The sequence below is a fragment of the Klebsiella aerogenes KCTC 2190 genome (genome assembly GCF_000215745.1).
GTDB lineage: Bacteria > Pseudomonadota > Gammaproteobacteria > Enterobacterales > Enterobacteriaceae > Klebsiella > Klebsiella aerogenes.
The window spans coordinates 1,100,637-1,127,100 of sequence record NC_015663.1; the positions used below are offsets into that span (position 1 = coordinate 1,100,637).

Annotated in this window: 18 protein-coding genes and 1 pseudogene; 4 read left to right on the plus strand and 15 right to left on the minus strand. The window is 57.1% G+C overall.

The features are described 5' to 3' along the window. The first annotated feature begins 29 nt into the window (after positions 1-29). Entirely contained in the window at positions 30-2,735 is a 2,706-nt protein-coding gene (malT, locus tag EAE_RS05440; protein ID WP_015369352.1) for an HTH-type transcriptional regulator MalT, read from the plus strand. A 6-nt stretch (positions 2,736-2,741) separates the two neighbouring features. Here the strand turns inward: malT and EAE_RS05445 are convergent, their stop codons facing one another. From EAE_RS05445 to glpE, 3 genes are read right to left on the minus strand one after another with little or no spacing between them, the layout of a single operon-like run. Then, positions 2,742-3,500, minus strand: a complete 759-nt coding sequence (locus EAE_RS05445; RefSeq protein WP_015703684.1) for a DeoR/GlpR family transcriptional regulator — start codon at positions 3,498-3,500, stop codon at positions 2,742-2,744. Between the two features lie 19 nt (positions 3,501-3,519). Next, complete coding sequence (glpG, locus tag EAE_RS05450; protein WP_015703685.1) at positions 3,520-4,350, minus strand: rhomboid family intramembrane serine protease GlpG; 831 nt, start codon at positions 4,348-4,350, stop codon at positions 3,520-3,522. A 52-nt stretch (positions 4,351-4,402) separates the two neighbouring features. Next, a complete protein-coding gene (glpE, locus tag EAE_RS05455; protein WP_015369349.1) occupies positions 4,403-4,732 on the minus strand; it encodes a thiosulfate sulfurtransferase GlpE in 330 nt (109 codons plus the stop codon). A gap of 206 nt (positions 4,733-4,938) precedes the next feature. Between glpE and glpD the strand changes: the two genes are divergently transcribed. Beyond that, positions 4,939-6,447: a glycerol-3-phosphate dehydrogenase gene (gene glpD, locus EAE_RS05460; protein ID WP_015703686.1), complete on the plus strand. Its 1,509-nt coding sequence runs from the start codon at positions 4,939-4,941 to the stop codon at positions 6,445-6,447. A 96-nt stretch (positions 6,448-6,543) separates the two neighbouring features. Here glpD and glgP read toward each other — a convergent pair whose 3' ends face one another. From glgP to EAE_RS05515, 11 genes are all read right to left on the minus strand, one after another. After that, positions 6,544-8,991 (minus strand): glycogen phosphorylase, encoded by a 2,448-nt coding sequence (gene glgP, locus EAE_RS05465; protein WP_015703687.1) that lies wholly within the window; start codon positions 8,989-8,991, stop codon positions 6,544-6,546. Positions 8,992-9,008: 17 nt separating this feature from the next. Next, positions 9,009-10,442: a glycogen synthase GlgA gene (glgA, locus tag EAE_RS05470; RefSeq protein WP_015369346.1), complete on the minus strand. Its 1,434-nt coding sequence runs from the start codon at positions 10,440-10,442 to the stop codon at positions 9,009-9,011. Continuing rightward, positions 10,442-11,737, minus strand: a complete 1,296-nt coding sequence (gene glgC, locus EAE_RS05475; protein ID WP_015703688.1) for a glucose-1-phosphate adenylyltransferase — start codon at positions 11,735-11,737, stop codon at positions 10,442-10,444. Before glgC ends, glgA begins: the two co-directional genes overlap by 1 nt. A 68-nt stretch (positions 11,738-11,805) precedes the next feature. Next, positions 11,806-13,782 (minus strand): glycogen debranching protein GlgX, encoded by a 1,977-nt coding sequence (glgX, locus tag EAE_RS05480; protein ID WP_015703689.1) that lies wholly within the window; start codon positions 13,780-13,782, stop codon positions 11,806-11,808. Then, positions 13,782-15,965 (minus strand): 1,4-alpha-glucan branching enzyme, encoded by a 2,184-nt coding sequence (gene glgB / locus EAE_RS05485; protein WP_015703690.1) that lies wholly within the window; start codon positions 15,963-15,965, stop codon positions 13,782-13,784. The genes glgX and glgB overlap by 1 nt, the downstream gene beginning before the upstream one ends. 237 nt (positions 15,966-16,202) lie before the next feature. Beyond that, positions 16,203-17,309, minus strand: coding sequence for an aspartate-semialdehyde dehydrogenase (gene asd, locus EAE_RS05490; RefSeq protein ID WP_015703691.1), 1,107 nt, complete (start codon positions 17,307-17,309; stop codon positions 16,203-16,205). Between the two features lie 473 nt (positions 17,310-17,782). Next, positions 17,783-19,123 (minus strand): gluconate transporter, encoded by a 1,341-nt coding sequence (gene gntU / locus EAE_RS05495; protein WP_015369340.1) that lies wholly within the window; start codon positions 19,121-19,123, stop codon positions 17,783-17,785. Then, positions 19,123-19,653 (minus strand): gluconokinase, encoded by a 531-nt coding sequence (gene gntK / locus EAE_RS05500; protein ID WP_015369339.1) that lies wholly within the window; start codon positions 19,651-19,653, stop codon positions 19,123-19,125. The genes gntU and gntK overlap by 1 nt, the downstream gene beginning before the upstream one ends. A gap of 193 nt (positions 19,654-19,846) precedes the next feature. Next, the gene (gene gntR, locus EAE_RS05505) at positions 19,847-20,842 is read right to left on the minus strand and encodes a gluconate operon transcriptional repressor GntR (protein WP_015369338.1); all 996 of its coding nucleotides are present in this window, start codon (positions 20,840-20,842) and stop codon (positions 19,847-19,849) included. A gap of 225 nt (positions 20,843-21,067) precedes the next feature. Continuing rightward, positions 21,068-21,763, minus strand: a complete 696-nt coding sequence (locus tag EAE_RS05510) for a pirin family protein (RefSeq protein WP_015703693.1) — start codon at positions 21,761-21,763, stop codon at positions 21,068-21,070. Between the two features lie 121 nt (positions 21,764-21,884). Continuing rightward, positions 21,885-22,922 carry an oxidoreductase gene (locus EAE_RS05515; RefSeq protein ID WP_015703694.1) on the minus strand — a complete coding sequence of 346 codons (1,038 nt, stop codon included), beginning with the start codon at positions 22,920-22,922 and terminating at the stop codon, positions 21,885-21,887. A 262-nt stretch (positions 22,923-23,184) separates the two neighbouring features. Between EAE_RS05515 and EAE_RS05520 the strand changes: the two are divergent. Both EAE_RS05520 and yhhY read left to right on the plus strand, forming a co-directional pair. Continuing rightward, a pseudogene (locus tag EAE_RS05520) lies at positions 23,185-23,831 on the plus strand (bactofilin family protein). 227 nt (positions 23,832-24,058) lie between these two features. Continuing rightward, positions 24,059-24,547, plus strand: a complete 489-nt coding sequence (gene yhhY, locus EAE_RS05525; protein ID WP_015703697.1) for an N-acetyltransferase — start codon at positions 24,059-24,061, stop codon at positions 24,545-24,547. 86 nt (positions 24,548-24,633) lie between these two features. Here yhhY and ggt read toward each other — a convergent pair whose 3' ends face one another. Then, complete coding sequence (gene ggt, locus EAE_RS05530) at positions 24,634-26,379, minus strand: gamma-glutamyltransferase (RefSeq protein ID WP_015703698.1); 1,746 nt, start codon at positions 26,377-26,379, stop codon at positions 24,634-24,636. Positions 26,380-26,464: the final 85 nt, after the last annotated feature.

Below are 26,464 nucleotides of genomic sequence, written 5' to 3' on the forward strand. Positions count from 1 at the left end.
CCCTTTCTTGCACAGCGAAAAAGTGAACTATGTTGATTCCGTCAAAATTAAGTCGTCCATCCCGTCTTGAACACACTGTGGTTCGCGAACGGTTGCTGGCGAAACTTTCCGGCGCGAACAATTATCGTCTCGCGTTGGTGACCAGCCCGGCAGGTTACGGCAAAACCACGCTCGTTTCGCAGTGGGCTTCGGGTAAACATGACCTTGGCTGGTTTTCGCTTGATGAAGGCGATAATCAACAAGAGCGCTTCGCCAGCTATCTGATTGCGGCGATTCAACAGGCGACAGGCGGCCACTGCGCCGCCAGCGAAGCCATGGTGCAAAAGCGCCAGTACGCCAGCCTGCCGTCGCTGTTTGCGCAGCTGTTTATTGAGCTTGCCGACTGGCAGCGTCCGCTGTACCTGGTCATTGATGATTATCACCTGATTACCAATCCGGTGATCCACGATGCCATGCGCTTCTTCTTGCGCCATCAGCCAGAGACCATGACGCTGGTAGTGCTGTCGCGCAACCTGCCGCAGTTGGGGATCGCCAACCTACGGGTGCGCGAGCAGTTACTGGAAATCGGCAGCCAACAGTTGGCTTTTACTCATCAGGAGGCGAAACAGTTCTTTGACTGCCGCCTCGCCTCCCCCATTGAAGCCGATGACAGCAGTCGCCTGTGCGATGACGTCGCCGGCTGGGCCACCGCCCTGCAGCTCATCGCCCTCTCCGCCCGGCAGAAAAACACCTCAGCCCAGCACTCCGCCCGTCGTCTCGCCGGGATTAACGCCAGCCACCTTTCCGACTATCTGGTCGATGAAGTGCTGGATAACGTCGATGCCCGTACCCGCAGCTTCTTGTTAAAAAGCTCGCTGCTGCGCTCGATGAATGACGCGCTTATCGTCCGCGTCACCGGCGAAGAGAACGGCCAGATGCAACTGGAAGAGATCGAACGTCAGGGGCTGTTCCTGCACCGGATGGATGACTCCGGCGAGTGGTTCCGCTATCACCCGCTATTCGGCAACTTCCTGCGCCAGCGCTGTCAGTGGGAAATGGCCACCGAGCTACCGGAAATTCACCGCGCCGCCGCTGAAGCGTGGATGGCGCAGGGGTTCCCCACCGAAGCTATCCATCATGCGCTTGCCGCCGGCGATGCCGCCATGCTGCGCGATATTTTGCTCAACCACGCCTGGGGCATGTTCAACCATAGCGAGTTGGGTCTGCTGGAACAATCGCTGGCGGCGCTGCCGTGGTCGAACCTGCTGGAAAACCCGCGGCTGATCCTGTTACAGGCCTGGCTGATGCAGAGCCAGCATCGCTATAGCGAAGTGAATACCCTGCTGGCCCGCGCCGAGCAGGAGATGGATGTCGAAATGGATACCGCGATGCACGGCGATTTCAACGCCCTGCGCGCGCAGGTCGCAATCAACGCCGGCGATCAGGACGAAGCCGAGCGTCTGGCAATGGTGGCGCTGGATGAACTGCCGCTGGCGAGCTATTACAGCCGCATCGTCGCCACTTCCGTTCACGGCGAAGTGCTGCACTGCAAAGGCCATCTGAGCAAATCGCTGGCGGTGATGCAGCAAACAGAACAGATGGCTCGCCGTCATGACGTCTGGCACTACGCCCTGTGGAGCATGATCCAGCAGAGCGAGATTCTGTTTGCCCAGGGCTTCCTGCAGGCGGCATGGGAGATTCAGGATAAAGCTTTCCAGCTTATCCGCGATCAGCATCTTGAACAGCTGCCGATGCATGAGTTCCTGTTGCGCATCCGCGCGCAGCTGCTGTGGGCGTGGGCGCGTCTTGATGAAGCAGAAGAAAGCGCCCGCAGCGGCATCGCTGTGCTGGCAAACTACCAGCCGCAGCAGCAGTTGCAGTGCCTGGCGTTGATGGTGCAGTGCTCGCTGGCGCGCGGCGATCTCGACAACGCCCGCAGCTTATTAAACCGCCTGGAAAATCTGCTGGGCAACGGCCACTATCACAGCGATTGGGTCTCTAACGCCGACAAAGTGCGGGTGATCTACTGGCAGATGACCGGTGATAAAACCGCAGCGGCCAACTGGCTGCGCCAGACGCCGAAACCTGAATTCGCCAATAACCACTTCCTGCAAAGCCAGTGGCGCAACATTGCCCGCGCACAGATCCTGCTCGGTGATTTTGATTCCGCCGAAATGGTACTGGAAGAGTTAAATGAAAATGCCCGCTCGCTGCGGCTGATGAGCGATATCAACCGTAACCTGCTGCTGTTGAACCAGCTGTACTGGCAGGCGGAGCGCAAGGGCGAGGCGCAAAAAGTGTTAATGGAAGCCTTAACCCTCGCTAACCGCACCGGCTTTATCAACCACTTCGTGATTGAAGGCGAAGCCATGGCCCAGCAGCTGCGTCAGCTGATTCAACTGAATACGCTGCCGGAGCTGGAGCAGCACCGCGCCCAGCGCATCCTACGCGATATTAACCAGCATCATCGACATAAATTCGCCCATTTCGACGAGAGCTTCGTCGAACGGCTGCTGAACCACCCGGAAGTGCCGGAGCTTATCCGCACCAGTCCGCTGACCCAGCGCGAGTGGCAGGTGTTAGGGCTTATCTATTCCGGTTACAGCAACGAGCAGATCGCCGGCGAACTGGATGTCGCGGCCACCACGATTAAAACGCATATTCGCAATCTATATCAGAAACTGGGCGTCGCGCACCGCCAGGATGCCGTTCAGCATGCCCAGCGGTTGCTCAAAATGATGGGATACGGCGTATAACGCCGTTTAGCACAGCTCCAGCTGCAGGTTGTTGTCTTTAATCACCTTCAGCACGCCTGCGGGCGGCATGATATCGGTATAAACCGCATCGACCAGACTAATGCTGCCCATGTTCACCATCGCATTACGGCCAAACTTCGAGTGATCCACCACCAGCATCACGTGGCGCGAGTTTTCGATAATCGCCCGCTTGGTGCGCACTTCATGGTAATCAAACTCCAGCAGCGAACCGTCGCTATCAATACCGCTAATACCGAGAATGCCGAAGTCGAGGCGGAACTGGGAGATAAAATCGAGCGTCGCTTCGCCGATGATCCCGCCGTCGCGGCTACGCAGCTCGCCACCGGCGAGGATAATGCGAAAATCGTCTTTCACCATCAGCGTATTCGCGACGTTGAGATTGTTGGTCACAATCCGCAGGTCATTATGATCGAGCAACGCATGGGCCACCGCTTCCGGCGTCGTGCCAATGTCGATAAACAGGGTTGCGCCGTCGGGTATTTCGCTCGCCACTTTCCGCGCGATGCGCTCTTTTTCCGCCGTCTGGGTCGCTTTCCTGTCGTGCCACGAGGTGTTGACCGAGCTTGAAGGCATCGCCGCGCCGCCGTGGTGGCGCAGGATCATTTTTTGTTCCGCTAAATCATTCAGATCGCGACGAATAGTCTGCGGGCTGACGGCAAACTGCTCCACCAGCTCTTCGGTACTGACGTATCCCTGTTTTTTTACCAGCTCGATAATCGCGTCATGACGTTGTGTTTGTTTCATGAAATATCCCTGGGAATCTCTACGTTCGTTTTCGCACATTTAGCGTATCGACAAACGCCATCGCCAGCCCGACTGCCAGGCCCGCCACGTGCGCGCCATTGGCGATCGACATGCCGAAAACATCAAACCATCCAGCCACTAACCACACTAAAGAGAAGAGGATCAGACCGCGTTGCAGATAAATACCGCTCTGCGGGTCGCGCTCGCCACGCAGCCAGACATAGCCCATTAATGCATAGACCACTCCCGACAAACCGCCGAACCACGGGCCGCTAACCTGATGCTGGACGAATCCGCTCAGCAGAGCGCTGATAATGGTAATCACCACCAGTTTGCCGCTACCGATGCGCTTCTCCACCGCACCGCCGAGGTACCACCACCATAGCAGGTTAAACAGAATATGCATCAGCGAGAAGTGCATGAAAGCATGGGTAAGATAGCGCCAGGCTTCGAATTTCAGCGATGGATCGTAGGGCCAGGCAAGCCAGATCATCATCGTCTGATCGCCCAGAACGTTTTGCAGTATGAAGACCAGGATACAGGCCAGCAAAATCGCCCACGTAAACGGCCCGGCGTTGTTACGCAAGGTAGCTAAAAACGGGAAGCGTTGATAATGCAATCCGCTATTGGTATGCCCCGATTGCCAGCTGGCGGCGAGATAGCGCGGGTCGGCCGGGTTTTCGAGAAAACGGGCCAGCTCGGCCTGCACCCGCGCGGCCTGGCTTTCATCAGCCAGCCAGACATCGCTCTGCGTGTGCTGTTGGATAGTCAGGATGACCCCCTGCGTCGCCATATAGTCGACAAACGCCTGGGCCACGCGCGGGTTGGCAAAAGAGGTAATCATTAACATACAGCGGATCGCTTATTCCACACAAAGGGGGCTAGTATATACCGTACCGCGCTTATAGCGAGCCGTGCGCGACTTCCGCCGGGAAATGACGATGCCAGGCGTCAAAACCGCCATCGACGCTGTAGACGTTCTCGAAGCCCTGCTGCAGCAGATACTGCGCGGCGCCTTTACTGCTGTTGCCGTGGTAGCACATCACCATCACCGGCGTCTCAAAATCGTTATCGCGCATAAAAGCGCCCAGGGTATCGTTGGTCAGATGAAACGCGCCCGGCGTGTGCCCCATGGCATAGCTTTGCGGATCGCGGATATCGACCAGCACCGCCTTCTGCTGATGCAGTTTCTGATGCGCTTCTTCTACATTGATACATTCAAATTGTTCCATGGTTCTCTTCTCTATTGCACTTCATGACGGGCGGTGACCGACCCTGATTTTACCCGCTAGTGTACCGTCAGGCGGTAAATAAACGCCAATATGTTACATGCATCACTCTGAAATGTTTTTTTGATGTTACCAAAAGCGCGTTTGTTTGCTATAGTGAGCGATATCGAACATTTATGAGCTTAAACGAAAGTGAACGAGGTGCGAGCGTGGAAATCAAAGATCTGATTGTGATAGGCGGAGGCATCAACGGTGCCGGTATCGCGGCAGACGCCGCCGGGCGCGGTTTATCCGTGCTGATGCTGGAAGCGAGAGACCTTGCCTGCGCCACCTCGAGCGCCAGCTCAAAACTGATTCACGGCGGCCTGCGCTACCTGGAACACTACGAATTCCGCCTGGTCAGCGAAGCGCTGGCGGAGCGCGAGGTGTTATTAAAAATGGCGCCGCATTTGGCCTTCCCGATGCGCTTTCGCTTACCACATCGCCCGCATCTGCGCCCGGCGTGGATGATTCGTATCGGTCTGTTTTTATACGATCACCTCGGCAAACGTACCAGCCTGCCGGGCTCGACCGGTTTGCGCTTTGGCGCGGAATCGGTACTTAAGCCGGAAATCGTGCGCGGTTTCGAATATTCCGACTGCTGGGTCGACGATGCGCGTCTGGTTCTTGCCAACGCCCAGATGGTGGTACGTAAAGGCGGCGAGGTTCGCACCCGCACCCGCGCTATCTCGGCAAAACGCGAAAACGGCCTGTGGGTGGTGGAAGCGGAAGATATCGATAGCGGCGAAAAATTCACCTGGCACGCGCGCGGCCTGGTTAACGCCACCGGCCCGTGGGTGAAACATTTCTTCGACGAAGGCATGCATCTGCGCTCGCCGTATGGCATCCGTCTGATCAAAGGCAGCCATATCGTGGTGCCGCGCGTGCACACCCAGAAGCAGGCCTATATCCTGCAAAACGAAGATAAACGTATCGTGTTTGTCATCCCGTGGATGGATGAGTTCTCAATTATCGGCACCACCGACGTCGAGTACAACGGCGATCCAAAAGAGGTGGCGATCGATGATAAAGAGATCAACTACCTGCTGAACGTCTACAACGCGCACTTTAAAAAGACGCTGTCGCGCGACGATATCGTCTGGACTTACTCCGGCGTGCGTCCGCTGTGCGACGATGAATCCGACTCGCCGCAGGCGATTACCCGCGACTATACCCTCGATATTCACGATGAGAACGGTCAGGCGCCGCTGCTGTCGGTATTCGGCGGCAAGCTCACCACCTACCGTAAACTGGCGGAACATGCGCTGGAAAAACTGACGCCGTATTATCAGGGGATTGGCCCGGCGTGGACCAAAACCGCCGTTCTGCCCGGCGGCGATATCGGCGGCGACCGCGACGACTACGCGGCGAAACTGCGCCGTCGCTTCGCGTTTATCAGCGAATCAATGGCCCGCCACTACGCCCGCACCTACGGTAGCAACAGCGAGTGGATCCTTGGCGAAGCGACTTCGCTTGCCGATCTGGGAGAAGATTTTGGCCACGAGTTTTATGAAGCCGAGCTGAAGTACCTGGTCGAACACGAGTGGGTTCGCAGCCTGGATGACGCTATCTGGCGCCGTACCAAACAGGGGATGTGGCTGAATGCCGAGCAGCAGACGCGTATCAGCGAGTGGCTGGCGCAACATACGGGAAAGTCTGAACTGTCGTTAGCGTCCTGACATACCCCGGGCTGCGGCTGACGCCTGGCCCGGGCTACATCACCGCACACACAAAAACGGGGCCTACTGGGCCCCGTTTTACTGATGCTTAACCGATTACAAACGAACCGGGTCGATATGCCAGATATGTTTGGCGTACTCCTGGATTGTGCGATCGGATGAGAAATAGCCCATGTTGGCGATGTTCATCATCGCTTTATTGGCCCACTCCTCCGGATGGCGGTACAGCTCGTCCACCTTATCCTGGCAATCAACGTAGCTGCGGTAGTCCGCCAGTACCTGATAGTGGTCGCCAAAGTTGATCAGCGAATCCAGCAGGTCGCGGTAGCGGCCAGGCTCCGAAGGACTGAACAGGCCGGTGCCAATCTGCGTCAACGCCTGATGCAGCTCCTCATCCTGCTCATAATAGTCGCGCGGTTTATAGCCGTTGCTGCGCAGGGCTTCTACCTGTTCCGCGGTATTACCGAAGATAAAGATATTGTCCTCGCCGACGTGCTCCAGCATCTCAACGTTAGCGCCATCCAGCGTACCAATGGTTAGCGCCCCGTTGAGCGCAAACTTCATATTGCTGGTACCGGACGCTTCCGTTCCCGCCAACGAAATCTGCTCGGAGAGATCCGCCGCCGGGATAATCAGCTGCGCCAGGCTCACACTGTAGTTGGGGATAAACACCACTTTTAGCTTATCGCCAATCTGCGGATCGTTGTTTACCACCGCCGCTACATCGTTGATCAGATGAATAATATGCTTCGCCATGTAGTAAGCCGACGCGGCCTTGCCGGCGAAGATATTCACCCGCGGCACCCACTCCGCCTGCGGATCGGCTTTGATCCTATTGTAGCGGGTGATGACGTGCAGGATATTCATCAGCTGGCGTTTATATTCGTGGATGCGTTTGATCTGCACATCAAACAGCGCCCTGGGATTGACCACCACGTTCAACTGCTGGGCGATATAGTTCGCCAGCCGCTGCTTATTCTCAAGCTTGGCGCGGCGCACCGCCTGGTTCACCGTCGGATAATCAATATGCTGCTGCAGATCGCTTAGTTGGCTTAAGTCGGTGCGCCAGGTGTGGCCGATATTCTCATCCAGCACCTGCGACAGCGGCGGGTTCGCCAACGCCAGCCAGCGCCGCGGCGTGACGCCGTTGGTGACGTTGGTAAAGCGCATCGGGAAAATCTTCGCAAACTCGGCAAACAGCGACTCGACCATTAAGCGCGAATGCAGCTCTGACACACCGTTGACTTTATGGCTGACGACAACCGCCAGCCACGCCATACGCACCCGGCGCCCATTGGATTCATCAATGATCGAGGTACGGCTCAGCAGCGCGGTATCGTTGGGATACTGCTCCTGCAGCGTCTTGAGGAAGTAATCGTTAATCTCGAAGATAATCTGCAGATGGCGCGGCAGGATTTTCCCCAGCATATCGACCGGCCAGGTCTCCAGCGCTTCGCTCATCAACGTATGGTTGGTATAGGAGAAGACCTGACAGGTCACCTCGAAGGCTTCATCCCAGCTAAATTTGTGCTCATCGATCAGCAGACGCATCAGCTCAGGGATCGACAGCACCGGGTGGGTGTCATTGAGGTGAATGGCGATTTTCGCCGCCAGATTGTCGTAGGTGCGGTGCAGCTGGTAGTGGCGGCTGAGGATATCCTGCACCGTCGCCGAGACCAGGAAATACTCCTGACGCAGGCGCAGCTCGCGCCCGGAATAGGTGGAGTCATCCGGGTACAGCACCCGCGAAACGTTCTCGGAGTGGTTCTTATCTTCCACCGCCGCAAAGTAGTCGCCCTGGTTGAATTTACCGAGGTTGATTTCGCTACTGGCCTGCGCGCTCCACAGACGCAGGGTGTTAGTGGCATCGGTATCGAAACCGGGGATAATCTGATCGTAGGCTTCGGCGATAATCTCTTCGGTCTCTATCCAGCGGGTATTTTTCCCTTCCTGCTGCACGCGGCCGCCGAAACGCACTTTATAGCGCGTATTGTGCCGTTCGAACTCCCACGGGTTGCCGTACTCCAGCCAGTAATCCGGCGACTCTTTCTGCCGCCCGTCGACAATGTTCTGCTTAAACATCCCATAGTCGTAGCGGATACCGTAGCCGCGGCCCGGCAGGCCCAGCGTTGCCAGAGAATCGAGGAAGCAGGCGGCCAGGCGCCCTAAACCGCCGTTGCCTAAACCGGGGTCGTTTTCTTCATCAATAAGCTCTTCCAGATCGAGCCCCATATCGGCCAGCGCATTATTCACATCTTCATAAATCCCTAACGACAGCAGCGCGTTAGAGAGGGTGCGGCCAATCAAAAACTCCATCGACAGATAGTAAACCTGCCGCACTTCCTGCGACAGCTGGGCGCGGTTTGAACGCAGCCAGCGCTCGACCATGCGGTCGCGAACGGCGAACAGGGTGGCGTTCAGCCATTCGTGTTTGTTGGCGATCGCCGGATCTTTGCCGATGATAAACATCAGCTTATACGCGATAGAATGCTTTAACGCCTCAACGCTCAGCGTGGGTGATGCATAACTAAAGGGTGCATTCATAGCCATAGCTCCTGTGGTTACATCAAGCGTTGATAGAGTTCACGATAGGATTTCGCCGCCACCTGCCAGCTAAAGTCCATATTCATCGCCTGACGCTGAACGTAGCGCCACAGCGATGGCCGCGACCACAACACAAAGGTGCGCCGGATGGCCCGCAGCAACGACACCGCGTTACTGTCCTCAAAGACAAAGCCGCTGGCGACGCCGTCGGCGAGGTTTTCCAGCGAACAGTCGGCCACGGTATCGGCGAGACCGCCGGTGCGGCGCACCAACGGCAGGGTGCCGTATTTCAGGCCATACAGCTGAGTCAGGCCGCACGGTTCAAAGCGGCTGGGAACCAGAATCACATCGGCGCCGCCCATGATGCGGTGCGAAAACGCCTCGTGATAGCCAATCTGCACGCCGACCTGGCCCGGATGTTCGGCGGCGGCGGCGAGGAAGCCCTCTTGCAGGACCGGATCGCCGGCGCCCAGCAGCGCCAGTTGCCCGCCCTGCTCCAGCAGGCCCGGCAGCGCCTCCAGCACCAGATCCAGCCCTTTTTGGCTGGTCAGGCGGCTCACCACGGCGAACAGCGGCGCTTTGTCATCCACCTTCAGCCCCATGGCGATTTGCAGCTGCCGTTTATTCTCGGCTTTCTCTTCCAGGCTATCTCGGTCATAGCGCGCCGCCAGCAGCAGATCGCTTTGCGGATTCCAGATAGCATCATCGACGCCGTTAAGGATGCCGGACAAGCGGCCCTCATGTTGGCGCTGGCGCAGCAGCCCTTCCATGCCGTAGGCATATTGCGGTTCGGTAATTTCCCTCGCGTAGGTTGGGCTCACCGCCGTGATATGGTCGGCATAGTACAGCCCGGCTTTGAGGAACGAGATCTGGCCGTTAAATTCGAGGCCGTGCATGTTATAGAACGACCACGGCAGTTCTATCTCATTCATATGCCAGGAGTAAAACATTCCCTGGTAGGCGAGATTGTGCACCGTAAACACCGATTTCGCCGGACGGCCGCGCGCCGCCAGATAGGCCGGCGTCAGGCCCGCGTGCCAGTCATGGGCGTGCACCACCTCCGGGCGCCAGAATGGATCCAGCCCGCAGGCCATTTCGCTCCCCACCCAGCCGAGCAGCGCAAAGCGCAGCACGTTGTCGGTATAGGCGTTCATGTTGGCGTCGTGATACGGGCTCCCCGGACGATCGTAGAGATGCGGCGCGTCGATCAGATAGATACCGACGCCGTTAAAATGGCCGAACAGCAGGGTGATGCGCCCGGCAAAGGTATCCCGGCGGGTGACGACCTGCGCGTCGGTAATCCCGCGGCGGATATCCGGATACCCCGGCAGCAGCACGCGGGTATCCACGCCGTCTGCGATCTGCGCCGCAGGCAGCGCGCCGATAACGTCAGCCAGACCGCCGGTTTTTAACAACGGGAACATCTCTGAACATACGTGTAAAACCTGCATTATCGCTCCTGTTTGTGCCCCAGTTTCCGCAGCATGTCGCGCGTAACCAGCACGATCCCTTCTTCTGAACGATAGAAGCGGCTGGCATCTTCTTCCGCATTCTCCCCAATGACCATCCCTTCCGGGATGACGCAGGCGCGATCTATCACGCAGCGGCGCAGGCGGCACGAGCGCCCGACCCAGACATCCGGCAATAAGACTGCCGAATCAATGTTACAAAACGAATTCACCCGCACTCGCGGGAACAGCACCGACTGCACCACCACCGAGCCCGAGATAATGCAGCCGCCGGAAACCAGCGAGTTCAGCGTCATGCCGTGACTGCCGGAGCGGTCCTGGACGAACTTCGCCGGCGGCAGCGATTCCATATGGGTACGGATAGGCCAGTGCTGGTCGTACATATCCAGCTCCGGCGTCACCGAGGCCAGATCGAGGTTGGCCTTCCAGTAGGCTTCCAGTGTCCCGACATCGCGCCAGTACGGCTCGGCTTGCGGGTCGGATTGCACGCAGGAGAGCGGGAAAGGATGTGCATAAGCCATGCCAGCTTCGGTAATTTTCGGGATGATATCTTTGCCGAAGTCGTGGCTGGAGTTTTCGTCGAGATCGTCGGCGGCCAGCAGTTCATAAAGGTAATCCGCATCAAAGACATAGATGCCCATACTGGCAAGCGAGCGGGTAGCGTCGTTCGGCATCGCCGGCGGGTTGGCCGGTTTCTCGACGAACTCGATGATCTTCTCGCTTTCGTCGACCGCCATCACGCCAAAGGCGGATGCTTCTTCGATGGGCACCGGCATACAGGCAACGGTGCAGCGCGCGCCTTTTTCGACATGGTCGATCAGCATGCGCGAGTAATCTTGTTTGTAGATGTGGTCGCCGGCGAGGATCACCACATATTCGGCTTTATAGCGACGAATAATGTCGAGGTTCTGCGTCACCGCATCGGCCGTACCGCGATACCAGTTTTCACCGTGTACCCGCTGCTGCGCCGGCAGCAGATCGACGAACTCGTTCATCTCTTCGCTGAAGAAAGACCAGCCTCGCTGGATATGCTGCACCAGAGTGTGCGATTGATACTGGGTAATCACGCCGATGCGGCGAATACCTGAGTTAAGACAGTTAGATAACGCGAAGTCGATAATACGGAACTTACCGCCAAAGTGGACGGCAGGCTTCGCGCGCTTAATGGTTAAATCCTTAAGCCGGGTACCACGCCCGCCAGCAAGGATCAGCGCCACCGATTTGAGAGGAAGTTGACGCGCCAGCATCAACGGATCGTTCTTTTCTAGCCCAACCATGATTAACTCCTTTTGATTCCCCTGCTTCACGGCCCATTCATCATGAACACGCCGAAAACCCCCAGGGACTACGACCTTTGAAATACGCAAACTCCGTGCGCGGGCCCATGCCAGACAGCCATGATGACCGGATTATCCTCTCCGGCGAATGGAGGAATGGCGCGCCACTCCCCCGCGGGTAAAACCATATCCGCCACCTCCGCGGTGGCATTCAGCGCGATCAGCCAGCGATCGGATAACAGGATTTGCAGCCGCGCGGCGCCATGTTGCCACTCGTCGGCGTTTAACGGTTCTCCGCGCTGATTGAGCCAGCTCACGTTGCCGTCCTGCTCCTGCCACCACTGATTACGGGTTAATGCCGGAATGCGCCGACGCAGGTGGATAAGCGCGGCGACAAAAGCGGTTAACCCGTGATTTGCCCGCCGCCAGTCCAGCCAGGTCAAGGCATTGTCCTGACAATACGCATTATTGTTGCCATGCTGGCTGTGGCCATGCTCATCGCCCGCCAGCAGCATCGGCGTTCCTTGCGACAGCAGCAGCGTGGTCAGGAGCGCATGTACGCTATCGCGCCGCCGCTCAATCACGGCAAGATTGGCTTCTAATCCCTCTATACCATGATTATTGCTGTAGTTATTGTTAGTCCCATCGCGATTCTCTTCGCCGTTCGCCTGATTGTGTTTCTGATTGAAACAGACGCAATCACGTAGGGTGAATCCATCATGCGCCGTGATCAGATTGATCGTCGCCGCAGGCCGTTTGCCATCGCGGGCAAAGAGATCGCTGGAGGCGGCGAAGCGCTGGGCGAAGTCACCCAACGACACGTTTTGTTGCAACCAGAAACGGCGCGCGGTATCGCGAAAATGGTCGTTCCATTCGGCAAACAGCGGTGGGAAATTCCCAACCTGATAACCGCCCTGGCCAATATCCCAGGGTTCGGCAATCAGCTTGAGCGCCGACAATACCGGGTCGCGGCGAATGGCCTCAAACAGCGGCGCGTCCTGACGAAATTCCGGCGTACGCCCCATCACCGACGCCAGGTCGAAGCGAAAACCGTCGACGTGGCATTCATCAACCCAAAAGCGCAGGCACTGCAGGGCATACTCCACCACGCCGGGATGACTGAGGTTGAGCGTGTTACCGCAGCCGGTCCAGTTGTGATAATCGCCGTCGTCCCTGATCCAATAATAGCTGCGGTTATCGATACCGCGCAGGGAGACTGTCGGCCCTTCAAGATCGATTTCCGCGCTATGGTTCAGCACGATATCGAGGATCACCTCGATGCCCGCCGCGTGCAGCGCCTTCACCGCATCGCGGAACTCATCGAGCGCCCGCTGCGGCTGGCTGGCGTAGCGCGGCTCCAGCGCAAACAGCGCCAGCGGGTTGTAGCCCCAGTAGTTGCTCAGCCCCATCCGCTGCAGGCGAGGTTCGCTGGCGAACTGCGCCACCGGCATCAGCTCCAGCGCGGTAATACCCAGACGGCGAAAATAATCGATCATCAGCGGATGGCCCAGCGCCTGATAGGTGCCGCGGATCGCCTCCGGCAGCTCCGGATGCAGCCAGGTCAACCCTTTGACGTGGGCTTCATAAATGACCGTTTCGCCCCAAGGCGTGCGCGGCGGTTTATCACCGAGCCAGTCGTAATGCAGATCGACCACCTGGGATTTTGGCGCAATGGCTGCGCTATCGCGGGCATCCGGCTCATACATACCGCCATGCAGACGCTCGTCGTCCAGCAGTTCGCCCGCCACCTGATGCGCGCAAGGGTCGAGCAGCAGCTTGGCCGGATTGAAGCGATGCCCCTGCGCCGGATCCCACGGCCCGTGCACCCGATAACCGTAGCGTAGCCCCGGACGCGCATCGGCCAGCCAGCCGTGCCAGATATCGCCGCTGCGCGCCGGGAGGTCGTAGCGCCGCTCGTTGCCCTGATGGTCGAACACGCAGAGCTCCACCCGCTCGGCGTGGGCGGAAAACAGGGTGAAGTTCACCCCTTTGCCGTCATAGCTGGCGCCCAAAGGCGTCGGTTTTCCTGCGGCAAGCGTCGTCATCAGGCCTCCCGTACCAGCCAGATGGTCGCCAGCGGCGGCAGGGTAATCGACAACGAATGCTGACGGCCATGGCTGGCGACGGGCTCGCTCTCAACCACTCCGCCATTTCCGGCGTTACTGCCGTGATAATGCATCGAGTCGGTGTTCAATTCTTCGCGCCAGCGTCCCGGCTGGTTGATGCCGAAACGGTAGTTGTGCCGCGGCACCGGGGTAAAGTTGCTGGCGACGATAATCTCATTGCCGGCTTTATCGCGGCGCACAAAGATAAATACCGAACGCTCATGATCGTCGACCACCAGCCATTCGAAGCCGTAGGGATCGAAATCAAGCTCGTGCAGCGCTTTATGGTGACGGTAGGTGTGGTTCAGGTCGCGCACCAGTCGCTGGACGCCGTGGTGCCAGTTGTCGCCGCCCTCCAGCAGATGCCAGTCGAGACTGGCGTCGTGGTTCCACTCGCGGCCCTGGGCGAATTCATTGCCCATAAACAGCAGCTTTTTGCCCGGAAAGGCAAACAGCCAGCCGTAGTAGGCGCGCAGGTTGGCAAAGCGCTGCCATGCGTCCCCCGGCATGCGGTCGAGAATCGATTTTTTGCCGTGCACCACTTCATCGTGGGAGAGCGGCAGCACGAAGTTCTCGGTGTAGTTGTAGAGCATGCCGAAGGTCATTTTGTCGTGATGGTAGCGACGATGGACAGGATCGAGCTTCATATAGTCCAGCGTGTCGTGCATCCAACCGAGATTCCATTTGAACCAGAAGCCGAGGCCGCCGTCGGCGGGCGGGCGCGTCACGCCGGCAAAATCGGTGGACTCTTCCGCCATCGTTACCGCCCCTGGCGTCTGCTCGCCGAGAATACGGTTGGTGTTACGCAGAAACTCGATCGCTTCGAGATTTTCCCGCCCGCCGTATTCGTTGGGGATCCACTCGCCCGCTTTACGGCTATAGTCGCGGTAGATCATCGACGCCACCGCGTCGACGCGCAGCGCATCAATGCCGAAGCGCTCGATCCAGTACAGCGCGTTACCCACCAGGTAATTGCTGACTTCGCGGCGGCCGTAGTTATAGATAAGGGTATTCCAGTCCTGGTGATAACCTTCGCGCGGATCGCTGTGTTCATACAGCGAGGTGCCGTCAAATGAGGCCAGCGCAAAATCATCCGCCGGAAAATGACCCGGAACCCAATCGAGTATCACGTTAAGGCCTGCGGCGTGGGCGGCATCGATGAAATAGCGGAAATCTTCACGGGTGCCGAAGCGGCGTGTCGGCGCGTAGAGGCCGGTCGGCTGGTAACCCCAGCTACCGTCGAACGGGTGTTCGTTCACCGGCAGCAGTTCGAGGTGGGTGAAGCCCATCCATTTTGCATATGGCACCAGTTGGTCTGCCAGTTCGCGGTAGCTAAGCCAGAAGTTATTGTCGGTATGGCGGCGCCAGGAACCGAGGTGCACTTCATAAATAGAGATCGGCGCATCAAACTGGTTCGCGGCTTTGCGCGCCGCCGGCTGTTCGACTTTCGGCGGCAAATCGCAGATAAGCGACGCGCTTTCCGGGCGCATCTGCGACTCAAAGGCGTAAGGATCGGCTTTGACGCGTAGATTGCCATGAGCGTCGATCAGCTCGAATTTATACAGTTGGCCATTAAGCGCGCCGGGAATGAAGAGTTCCCAGATACCGGACTCTTTACGCAGGCGCATGGGATGGCGTCGGCCATCCCAGTAGTTAAATTGCCCCACCACCGAGACCCGGCGGGCGTTTGGCGCCCAGACCGAAAAGCGTGTACCGGTGACGCCATCCATAGTGTCGGCGTGCGCGCCCAGGGTTTCGTAAGGGCGCAGGTGCGTTCCCTCGGACAACAGCCAGGCATCAACGTCCTGCAGCAGCGGGCCGAAACGGTAAGGGTCGTCAATCAGGTTTTGCTGTCCATGCCAGGTGACGGCCAGCTGGTAGCGAAAAGCGTTTTTACGCCGCGGCAGCAGGCCGCTAAAGAATCCGCGCGAGTCGAGGCATTCGAGTTTGCCGACTTTACGCCCGGTTTTCGGTTCAATAACCCACACTTCGGTGGCATCTGGTAATAATGCGCGAACTTCCAGCCCCGCCTCGGTACGGTGCATGCCAAGCACGGAAAAGGGATCCGCGAAATGACCTGCAATCAGCGCATTAATCACGTCTCTATCGATTCGATTCGACATGCTTTCATCCTGTTGTAAGTGTCGCCCTTTCCTGTAACCGGCGACTTTTTTGACCTGAACGGCGCAGCACCAACGTGCATCCTCCTGCTCCGTCCCACCTTCAGGTAAGGAACTCCTTACTTAAAGCATAGCCAAGGCTGCGTTACCTCCGTGGGGAAAAATCCAACATCCGCGTTTACTCCTTGTATTACGCAAAAAAAAGGGGTGTATCCACACCCCTTATCGTTTGTCCTGCGTTTACGCCAGCTGTCGTAGCATGCGGCGCAACGGTTCGGCGGCGCCCCACAGCAGCTGGTCGCCGACGGTAAAGGCCGACAGGTACTCAAGACCCATGTTCAGTTTACGCAGGCGCCCTACCGGGGTGGTCAGGGTGCCGGTCACCGCGGCTGGGGTCAGCTCGCGCATGGTGATGTCGCGATCGTTTGGCACCACTTTGGCCCACGGGTTATGCGCGGCCAGCAGTTCCTCAACGGTCGGGATAGAAACATCTTTCTTCAGCTTGATGGTAAACGCCTGGCTGTGGCAGCGCAGCGCGCCGACGCGCACACACAGACCATCGACCGGGATCGGCGACGCGGTGGCGAGAATTTTGTTCGTCTCCGCCTGGCCTTTCCATTCTTCGCGGCTCTGGCCGTTATCAAGCTGTTTGTCGATCCATGGGATCAGGCTGCCCGCCAGCGGCACGCCAAAGTTATCGACCGGCAGATCGCCGCTGCGGGTCAGCGACGTCACTTTGCGCTCGATATCGAGAATCGCGGAAGCCGGGTTCGCCAGCTCGCTTGCCACGTGGCCATGCAGTTGGCCCATCTGGCTCAGCAGTTCGCGCATATGACGCGCGCCGCCGCCGGAAGCCGCCTGGTAAGTCGCCACGCTGACCCACTCCACCAGGTCATGGGCAAACAGGCCGCCGAGGGACATCAGCATCAGGCTCACCGTACAGTTGCCGCCGACGAAGGTTTTGATGCCGTTATTCAGGCCAGCGGTAATGACATCCTGGTTAACCGGGTCGAGAATAATGATCGCATCGTCTTTCATGCGCAGCGAAGACGCCGCGTCAATCCAGTACCCCTGCCAGCCGCTTTCGCGCAGCTTCGGGTAAATCTCGTTGGTGTAATCGCCGCCCTGGCAGGTAACAATAATGTCCAGCGCCTTCAGCGCTTCCAGATCGAATGCATCCTGAAGCGTCCCCCCGGTACTGCCGCCGAATGACGGCGCGGGCTGACCCAGCTGAGAGGTGGAGAAGAAAACAGGGCGAATGGCGTCGAAATCACGCTCTTCCACCATGCGTTGCATGAGAACAGAGCCGACCATTCCACGCCAACCGATAAAACCAACATTTTTCATAACGTATTCCTGCGAGGTGTGTGCTGTTAGTGCCAGGCCAGTTTCCAACTGGGATGTCCTTCACATTACAAAATGCAGCTAAAGTCGCAAGTGAAATTAATCAATGATTGCGCGCCAATCAGAAAAGCAACTTATCCCACACTCCGCCCACCGTCGCTGGTAGTCATAAAAAGCGTAAAGATTATCGGGCAAATAACCCGCGTAATGGAATATTTTCCGTCGCTATTTTATTGATCCTGATTATGGATTCAGCACGAAAAATATCGCTTTCACGCTTGCGAAAAAAAACGGATAAAGCCTTGTGTCGCAAGGCCTGACGAGCGATACGATCATTGTCGTAGCGCTGATATTCACGGCAGAAGGAAGTGGAAAAGAGGGGAAAAAAGCGTGTTAACGAAGAGAATTCAGGATAAGCGGCATTACCCTGATTTTTCCCCGGATACCGTGGTGGTGTCCGGGGAAATTATTTTTGCTTAGCTCAGCAGCTGGAAGGCAATCATCCCGACGATGGCGCCGGTGGTGCCAAGGATGGTTTCCATCATCGTCCAGGTTTTCAGCGTCTGCGCTTCGCTGGCGCCGGTAAACTTACCGAACAGCCAGAAGCCGGCATCGTTCACGTGGCTCACTACAATCGAACCACCTGCGATACAGATGGAGAGAGCCGCCATTTGCGCGCCGCTGTAGTTCAGTTGCTCAATGACCGGCATCACCAAGCCGACCGCCGTCAGACACGCCACGGTCGCGGAGCCCTGAATAATACGTACGGCAGCCGCCAGCACGAAGCAGGTAATCGCAATCGGCAGACCCAGACCAGTCAGCGCTTCGCCGAGCGCCGGGCCGACGCCGGAGTCCACCAGCACCTGCTTGAAGACGCCGCCTGCGCCAATCACCAGCAGAATAATACCCGCCGGCTGCAGCGCCGCGCCGCAGATCTCCATCACGCGATCTTTCGCCATCCCCTGACGTACCGCCAGGCCGTAAATCGCTACCAGGCAGGCAACCAGAATCGCGGTGAATGGGTGGCCGATAAACTCGAACCATTCATAGGCGGTGGATCCCACCGGCACAAAGCGCGCGGCGATGGTTTTCAGGCCGACCAGCACCAGCGGCAGCAGAATCAGCGAGAGGCTAAAGCCGAAGGACGGCATTTTACCTTCGCCGAGATGCGGTTCGCTGATATCGTCAGGAATGTGCAGCTCAACGTAGCGGCTGATGAAGTTACCCCACAGCGGGCCGGCGATAATCATCCCCGGAATAGCGGCGCAGAGACCAATCAGGATCATCCAGCCGAAATCGGCGTGCATCTGCGAAGCCAGCAGCATCGGCGCGGGCCCCGGCAGCAGGAATGCCGCGGCGGCGGCTACGCCGGCGAACAGCGGGATCACCAGCTTCACGAGGTTAGTGCCGGTATGGCGCGCCATGGAGAACGCGACGCTAATCAGCAGCACGATCGCCACTTCGAAGAACAGCGGCAGCGCGCAGATAAGGCCGGCCAGGCCAATAGCATAGTGCGCGCGGTTGTGGCCGAAGGACTTCAGCATTTTCACCGCAATTTGGTCGACCGCGCCGGTTTCATGCAAAATTTTACCGAACATCGCGCCCAGCGCGACGACTATCGCCAGGAAGCCCAGCGTGCCGCCCATCCCTTTTTCCATCGTCGCCGCGATTTTATCCAGCGGCATACCGGAAAAGAGACCTGCGCCAATAGAAACCACCATCAAAGCCACGAAGGCGTGCATACGCGCCTTCATGACTAAAAACAGCAGCAGCAATACCGAGCCGACTGCTGTTAAAACAAGCGTTAAAGTACTCACTAGTTACTGCCTTTGTTAATCACCTCAATGGTGCTGGCGACCACGCCTTCCAGTGACTGGTCGATATCGACGATAAGCACATCGCTTTCGTCAGCGCCTGGTTCCTGCAGTGTTTCAAACTGCGTCACCAACATTTGGGTTTTGAAGAAGTGCCCTTTACGCGCCTTCAGACGGCTTTCAATCACGTCGAAGTCGCCTTTCAGGTAGATAAAGGAGAGGTTCGGGTTGCCCTTGCGCAGAATGTCGCGGTAGCTTTTTTTCAGCGCTGAGCAGACGATCAGCGAAACTTTGTTGGTGCGCTGCATGGCAAATGCCGCGTCATTCAACGCCTGCAGCCACGGGGTGCGATCATCGTCGTTCAGCGGCTCGCCGGAAGCCATCTTGGTGATGTTGCTGCGCGGATGCAGAAAATCGCCATCGAGAAACGCGGCTTTCAATTGATGCGCCACTTCGCTGGCGACGGCGGATTTACCACTGCCGGAAACGCCCATCAGGACATAGACGTGGTGATCATGGTTAGTCGTGCTCAAAGCGTCCTCCCACTGGACTGGTACGCCGCGCCGGGGCTGACTGATACAGCGCGAAAGCGGCGTACTGGTTAATGATTACGGGCAAGTGTTACGGGTAACTGTTATCGGTAACATTGTCATGCCGGACCCTGGGAGAAGCAATAACCATTCGTGCCAGATGTGAATATGTGTGATCTACTTCAAACTTGTCGGTTTAAATAGATCCACCCGGTGACAATGTGAAACCTAAATCTAACATCTTAGGGGTAATCGTCTCACCGCGGATGCGCGCCAGCAGACGCTCGGCGCCGATGCGCCCCATGCGCTCACGCGGGGTCAGTACGCTGGCGAGACGCGGCTCCATCACCTGACCGATATCGTGACCGTGGAAACCGGCTATCGCCATGTCGTCCGGGATTTTCAGCCCCAGACGCTGGCACTCGAACGCCGCACCGACCGCGAGGTCATCGTTGGTGCAGAAGATGCCGTCGAGCTGCGGATATTCGCGACGCGCCTGACGCATCAGCTCAATCCCTGACGAGTAGGAAGAGGATTGCTCCACCATCACGCTGTAGGGCGTCATGCCGGCATCGAGCATCGCCTGCTCGTACCCCTTCTGTTTGATGATAGTACGTTCATCCAGACGCGCGCCGAGATAAGCAACGTGGCGGTGACCGCGGGCGATAATCGCCGCCGTCATCTGCCGCGCCGCTTCGAAGTTATCGAAACCGACGGCAATGTCGAGGCACGGCGACTGGCTGTCCATCAGCTCAACCACCGGGATCCCCGCCACTTCAATCATTTTCAACGTGCGCGGCGTGTGGGTACGTTCAGTGAGGATCAGGCCGTCAATATTCCAGGAGAGCATCGATTCGAGACGCTTCTCTTCCATTTCCGGCTTATAGCCGTAGTGCGCCAGCATGGTTTGATAACCGAAGGCGTCGGTGACGCTTTCAATGCCGCGTAGCACTTCCGAGAAGACCTGGTTGGTTAACGAGGGCAGCAGTACGCCGATGGCGCGGCTGGTGGCGTTGGAGAGAATATCAGGAGCGCGATTGGGAATATAACCCAGCTCATCGAGTGCAACGGCAATCTTGCCACGCAGGGCCTCAGAAACCTGTTCCGGGTTACGTAAATAGCGACTGACCGTCATTTTGGTCACGCCGACAAGATCGGCTACATCCTGAAGTACGGGTCTTTTCTTTTTCATCGTCCTGACTGTGATCGGCTGGGAAACATTTTCTCAGTTTATCACGGACAAAGCGCAACCTTCCCGGAGAAAAAAGGGCCAAAAGATTTATTTAGAGTTGATACGCAAAATCATTCAAGTTGCATTGAGGCGGCAACGCAACGAATCCCCGGAAGCGTACAGAGGGTACGCGCCCGGGGTGAGTGAGGAGAGCCAACAAAAATGCGGCTTGAAGGATGACGCGTATCAAACCGGCGGCAGATCGAACAGCAAAATTTCGCTATCGCTGTCGGCGTGAACCGAAATCGCCTGCTCGCCCCAAATCGCCAGACCATCGCTGGTGGTGGCTTTGGTGCCGTTAATCGTCACTTCGCCTTTCACTACCTGGATCCACACGCGACGTTCCGCGGCAATCTGGTGAACCGACTGCTCATCTTTCAGCAGCGCCCAGCGATACAGTTCCATATCCTGATGCACTTTCAGCGACCCTTCGCGCGCATCTGGCGACAGCACCAGCTGTTTGCCCTGCGCGGCATCAAAGCGGCGCTGCTCGTAGCGCGGCGTAATGCCGGTTTCTTCTGGAATAATCCAGATCTGATACAAACGCAGGCGGTCGGTGCTGCTCGGGTTGTACTCAGAGTGACGCACGCCGGTACCCGCGCTCATGATCTGGAACTCGCCAGCCGGAACCTGCTCTTTGTTACCCATGCTGTCCTGGTGCTCAACCGCGCCTTCCAGCACATAAGTCAGGATTTCCATGTCTTTGTGCGGGTGGGTGCCAAACCCCTGGCCGGCGTCGATTACGTCATCGTTAATCACGCGCAGCGCGGAGAAACCCATAAAGTTCGGGTCGTAGTAGTTGGCGAAAGAGAAAGTATGCCAGGAATCCAGCCAGCCATGGTTAGCGTGGCCACGTTCGTTAGCTTTGCGTAAGTAGATCATGTTGCACCCCCGTATGTTTTCGATGGAGTAAGTGTGGACCCATTCCGCCGGCGATCATAGAGGGTGAAAATTGACTCCTCTGTTCAAAAAATATGAACAAGCGGCGAGGAGCCAGATTTTCTTATTTTGCGAGGGTAATAGTAGCCGGAGAAGGTTGTTCAAAGCCGCGCTGCAGAATCTCCATATTGGTGAGAACTTCAGATTCCTTGACGTAATTCGGCTGGCCGTTAACGAGGGTGTCATACAGCGCGTCATACACTCGTCCGTAGTCGCCGGTTTCCAGCGGCACCTCTTCACGTACCTCCACGCCCGCCTCGTTGATGTAGACCAGTTGCCCTACGCTGTCATCAGCGCCGAACCCCGCGTCGCCCGGCATAATGTTGGCCTTCAGGCTGGTCTCCTGCTGGTCAATGCCGTATTTCACAAACGAGCCTTTATGGCCATGAACGATAAATTTCGGGTAGTCAATCTGCACCAGATGGCTGGTTTTGACGATCGCTTTCAGGTCGCCATAAAACAGTTGAGCTTCAAACGTGTCATCGGGATTGGCTTTATTACGTAGTGAGCGCAGATCGTAGGAAACATGATCCGGGCGACCAAACAGCGAAATGATCTGGTCCATGGTATGCACCCCGAGGCCATAGAAATCGCCGCTTTGTGGTCCCCCCTGGATGGTTTCCGCCACCGGTCGGTAGTTATCAAAATGACTTTCAATTTCCACCAGTTCGCCGAGCTTACCGCTTTCAATCACCTTTTTGGTGGTCAGGAAACAGGAGTCGAAGCGGCGGTTCTGATAAGGCGTCACCGTCAACCCTTTGCTTTTCGCCAGCGTAAACAGGGCTTTCGCCTCTGCCAGCGTCGGGGTAAAGGGCTTTTCGACCAGTACGTTTTTCCCCGCTTCCAGCGCCCGCTTCGCATATTCGAAGTGGCTATCGGCATGGGTGCAGACCACCACCAGTTTGACCTGCGGGTCGTTCAGCACTTCATCGAGGTCGCTGGTGAAGTGGATATGGGAATACGCCGGCGCCTGTTCTTCCGGCCTGGCGCTGCGGCGATAAATATGCGCGACGTGCCAGCGGTCTTTGCGATGCAGGACGTAAGGAAGGTGATAGCGGGTCGTGCTTTTACCGAAGCCAATAAATGCGCAGTGCAGAATCATAACGCTGTCCTTAGTTGATGTGCTGCCTTTAACCATAGCGCAAGCCGGGGGCTCACTTCATCCCCCTTTCCGCCAGCCAGGAGAATTCACCAATAAAATATCTCGGCTACCACCCATATATAATTATTGATAAGTAATTGATTAATAAATAAATATTTTTCATTTTCTCTACTAAAATGCTTGCTTTCGATGGCAAAACTGCGCATAAGTGAGGGGCAACCAGGACGTTGCTAAAGACTAACGGAGTAGCCAGCCGCTGCTGATGGAAAAAAAGTACCTCGCCATAAACTGTGCCATGTGTTTCTGGCTTCTCGCTTTGATCGCCTGGTTTAGCGATGAGATTGCGCTAGCGCGCCTTGCGGCCGCCTGTACCCTCTTCGCATTCCTTATTCATACCCAAAGGGAAAAATTAACGCTATGTTTATGAAGAAAAATAAAACCGAAGCGCAGGCTACTGAAGTCGCTGCGCCAACCGTGGCGACAACAGAGCCAGAAACAGCAAGCGTCAAAAAACAGGAAACCACGGTGATCGCCAGCGGCGTGCATTTCGTCGGCAACATCGTCGCCTACGGCCATGTCTATATCCACGGCCAGGTCACCGGCAACATTGAGGCCAAAGAACATCTGATTAAGGTGATGCGCGAAGGTCAGGTTGAGGGCAATATCCACTGCCGCGAGCTGATCGTCGACGGCAAAGTACACGGCCAGTGCCGTGGCGATAGCATCGCTATTGAGGAACATGGCAACATCGACGGCACCCTCGCCTATCGCGCGCTGGCGATTAAAAAGGGCGGCCTGTTTACCGGCAGCGCGGAGGTGTTGGCCGCGGCGGAAAGCAAAAACAAAAGCAATATCGTCGGCCTGATCCCGGAAGAAGGAACGAAACCCGTAAAATCGCAACACGCCTGAAATGAGCGCAAAAAAAAAGCCAGCACCCGGCTGGCTAAAGTAATACTGGAAGCAATGTGAGCAATGTCGTGCTTTCAGGCTTTCCGCAAGGGTCTCCCTGAATGCAGGACAATAATAATCATTCTCATTCGCACTTGTCTACTTTTTTTTGCAATTAATGCGTGTTGACTCGAACGCCGGAGTCAGTGATGTTTAAAGGGTCTTTTCAACCAAATGAGGAACAAGGAATGAGTGACATCGTGATACGCCATGCTGAACCGAAAGATGTTGACGCGATTCGTCAAATTCACGCCCAGCCGGAGGTGTATCACAACACGCTACAGGTCCCTCATCCATCCGAGCATATGTGGCGGGAGCGGCTAACCGATACGCCCGGCGTGAAGCAGCTGGTGGCCTGTATCGATGGGCAAGTCGTGGGGCATTTATGCATTGCCGTCGTCCAACGCCCTCGCCGTAGTCACGTTGCCGATTTTGGTATCAGCGTGGATTCGCGCTGGCATAACCGCGGCGTCGCCAGCGCGCTGATGCGCACCATGATTGATATGTGCGACAACTGGCTGCGCGTCGAGCGCATTGAGCTGACGGTGTTCGCCGATAACGCCCCGGCAGTCGCGGTGTATAAGAAGTACGGCTTTGAGATCGAAGGCACCGCCAAGGGTTACGCATTGCGCAACGGCGAGTATGTGGATGCGTATTATATGGCGAGAATGAAGTAGCGTGTTGCCGGGTGGCGGCTTCGCCTTACCCGGCCTACTTTTGTGCAATTGTAAGCCCGGTAAGCGCAGCGCCACCGGGCAACACCTTAATACCCTGCGGTCAAATCACCGGGTGAACGCGGATCGGAAGCGCCATACAGCGTGCCGTCCGGCCCCACCATAATGCTCTGGGTACTGCCCATCGCCTCTTTCAGCGCGACTTTCTGCCCCTTTGCTTCCAGCCATTTCACGGTATCCGGGCTAAAACCTTTCTCCACCCGCAACTCGTCCGGCAGCCACTGGTGGTGGAAGCGCGGCGCATTGGTGGCCTCCGCGACGTTCATCCCAAAATCAATGGTGTTGACCACCATTTGCAGCACGGTGGTGATAATTCGGCTACCGCCCGGGCTACCGGTCACCAGCCAAGTCTTCCCGTCTTTTACCACGATAGTTGGCGACATCGACGACAGCGGACGCTTTTTCGGCCCTACCGCGTTGGCGTCGCCGCCCACCAGCCCATAGACGTTAGGCACGCCGGGTTTCGCCGAGAAATCATCCATCTGGTTGTTGAGTATAATGCCGGAGTCGCCGGCCACGATGCCGGTACCAAAGGTGGTATTCAACGTATAAGTCACCGCCACCGCATTGCCGTCTTTATCGACCACCGAGAAGTGGGTGGTCTGGTTGCTTTCATACGGCGCCAGCTTGCCCGGGCGGATCTGGCTGGAAGGCTTCGCCTTGTTGACGTCGATCTCAGCGGCTATCGCTTTAGCGTAAGCTTTGCTGGTCAGCGCCTGCCACGGCACTTTGACGAAGTCAGGATCACCGAGATATTCCGAACGGTCGGCATAGGCATGTTTCTCCGCCTCCGCCATCACCTGCATGGCGTCGGCGCTGCCAAAGCCATATTTCTGCATATCGAAGTTTTCGAGGATATTGAGGATCTGCACGATGTGGATCCCGCCAGAGGACGGCGGCGGCATGGAGTAAACCTCATAGCCGCGATATTCACCGCTAATCGGCGTACGCTCCACGGCCCTGTAGTTGGCGAGGTCGGCTTTGGTGATAAGCCCGCCATGTTTTTTCATCTCACCGGCAATCTGGTCGGCGATAGCCCCTTTATAGAAGGCGTCCGGGCCGTGCTCGGCAATCAGCTCCAGGCTTTTCCCCAGATTCTTTTGCACCAGCCGGTCGCCTTTTTTCAGCGGCTCGCCATTCTTCCAGAAAATCGCTTTGCTGTTTTCATGCTGCGGGATCACTTCGCTGCCATAGGTTTTTAAATCGTCAGCCAGCGCATCGTTAACGATAAAGCCCTCTTCCGCCAGCTTAATCGCCGGGCGGATCACCTTATTCAGCGGCATGGTGCCGTATTTTTCCAGCGCGAGAGAGAAGCCCTCGACGCTGCCTGGCGTACCGGAAGCGAGATGTGAAGTCAGCGATTTTTTACTGTCAGGATTGCCATGTTCATCAAGGAACATATCGCGGGTGGCCTGTTCCGGGGCCATCTCGCGGAAATCGATCGCCGTGGTTTTACCGTCTTTAGTTCGCAGCATCATAAAGCCGCCGCCGCCGATATTACCGGCCTGCGGATGCGTCACCGCCAGCGCATAGCCAACGGCAACCGCTGCATCGACGGCGTTGCCGCCCTGGCGCAGAATATCCACGCCGACGCGGGTCGCCAGCGCATCCACCGAGGCCACCATCCCCTGCTGGGCGCGTACCGGATGAAATACATCTTCCTCAACGCCATACGAGACCGGCGGCGGGGGCGGCGGATTGGCGGCGACGGTAAAGCTGCCCCCCGCCAGTAACGCTGCGATGACCACCTGACGCCATATTGTTGTTTTTATCATTGTCTTACTCCTGAAAGGTAGGTTTTATCTCCCGGCTTAAGCCTGGTTGATAACTCCTAAAAAATCATTGTTATGGCGAATTCGA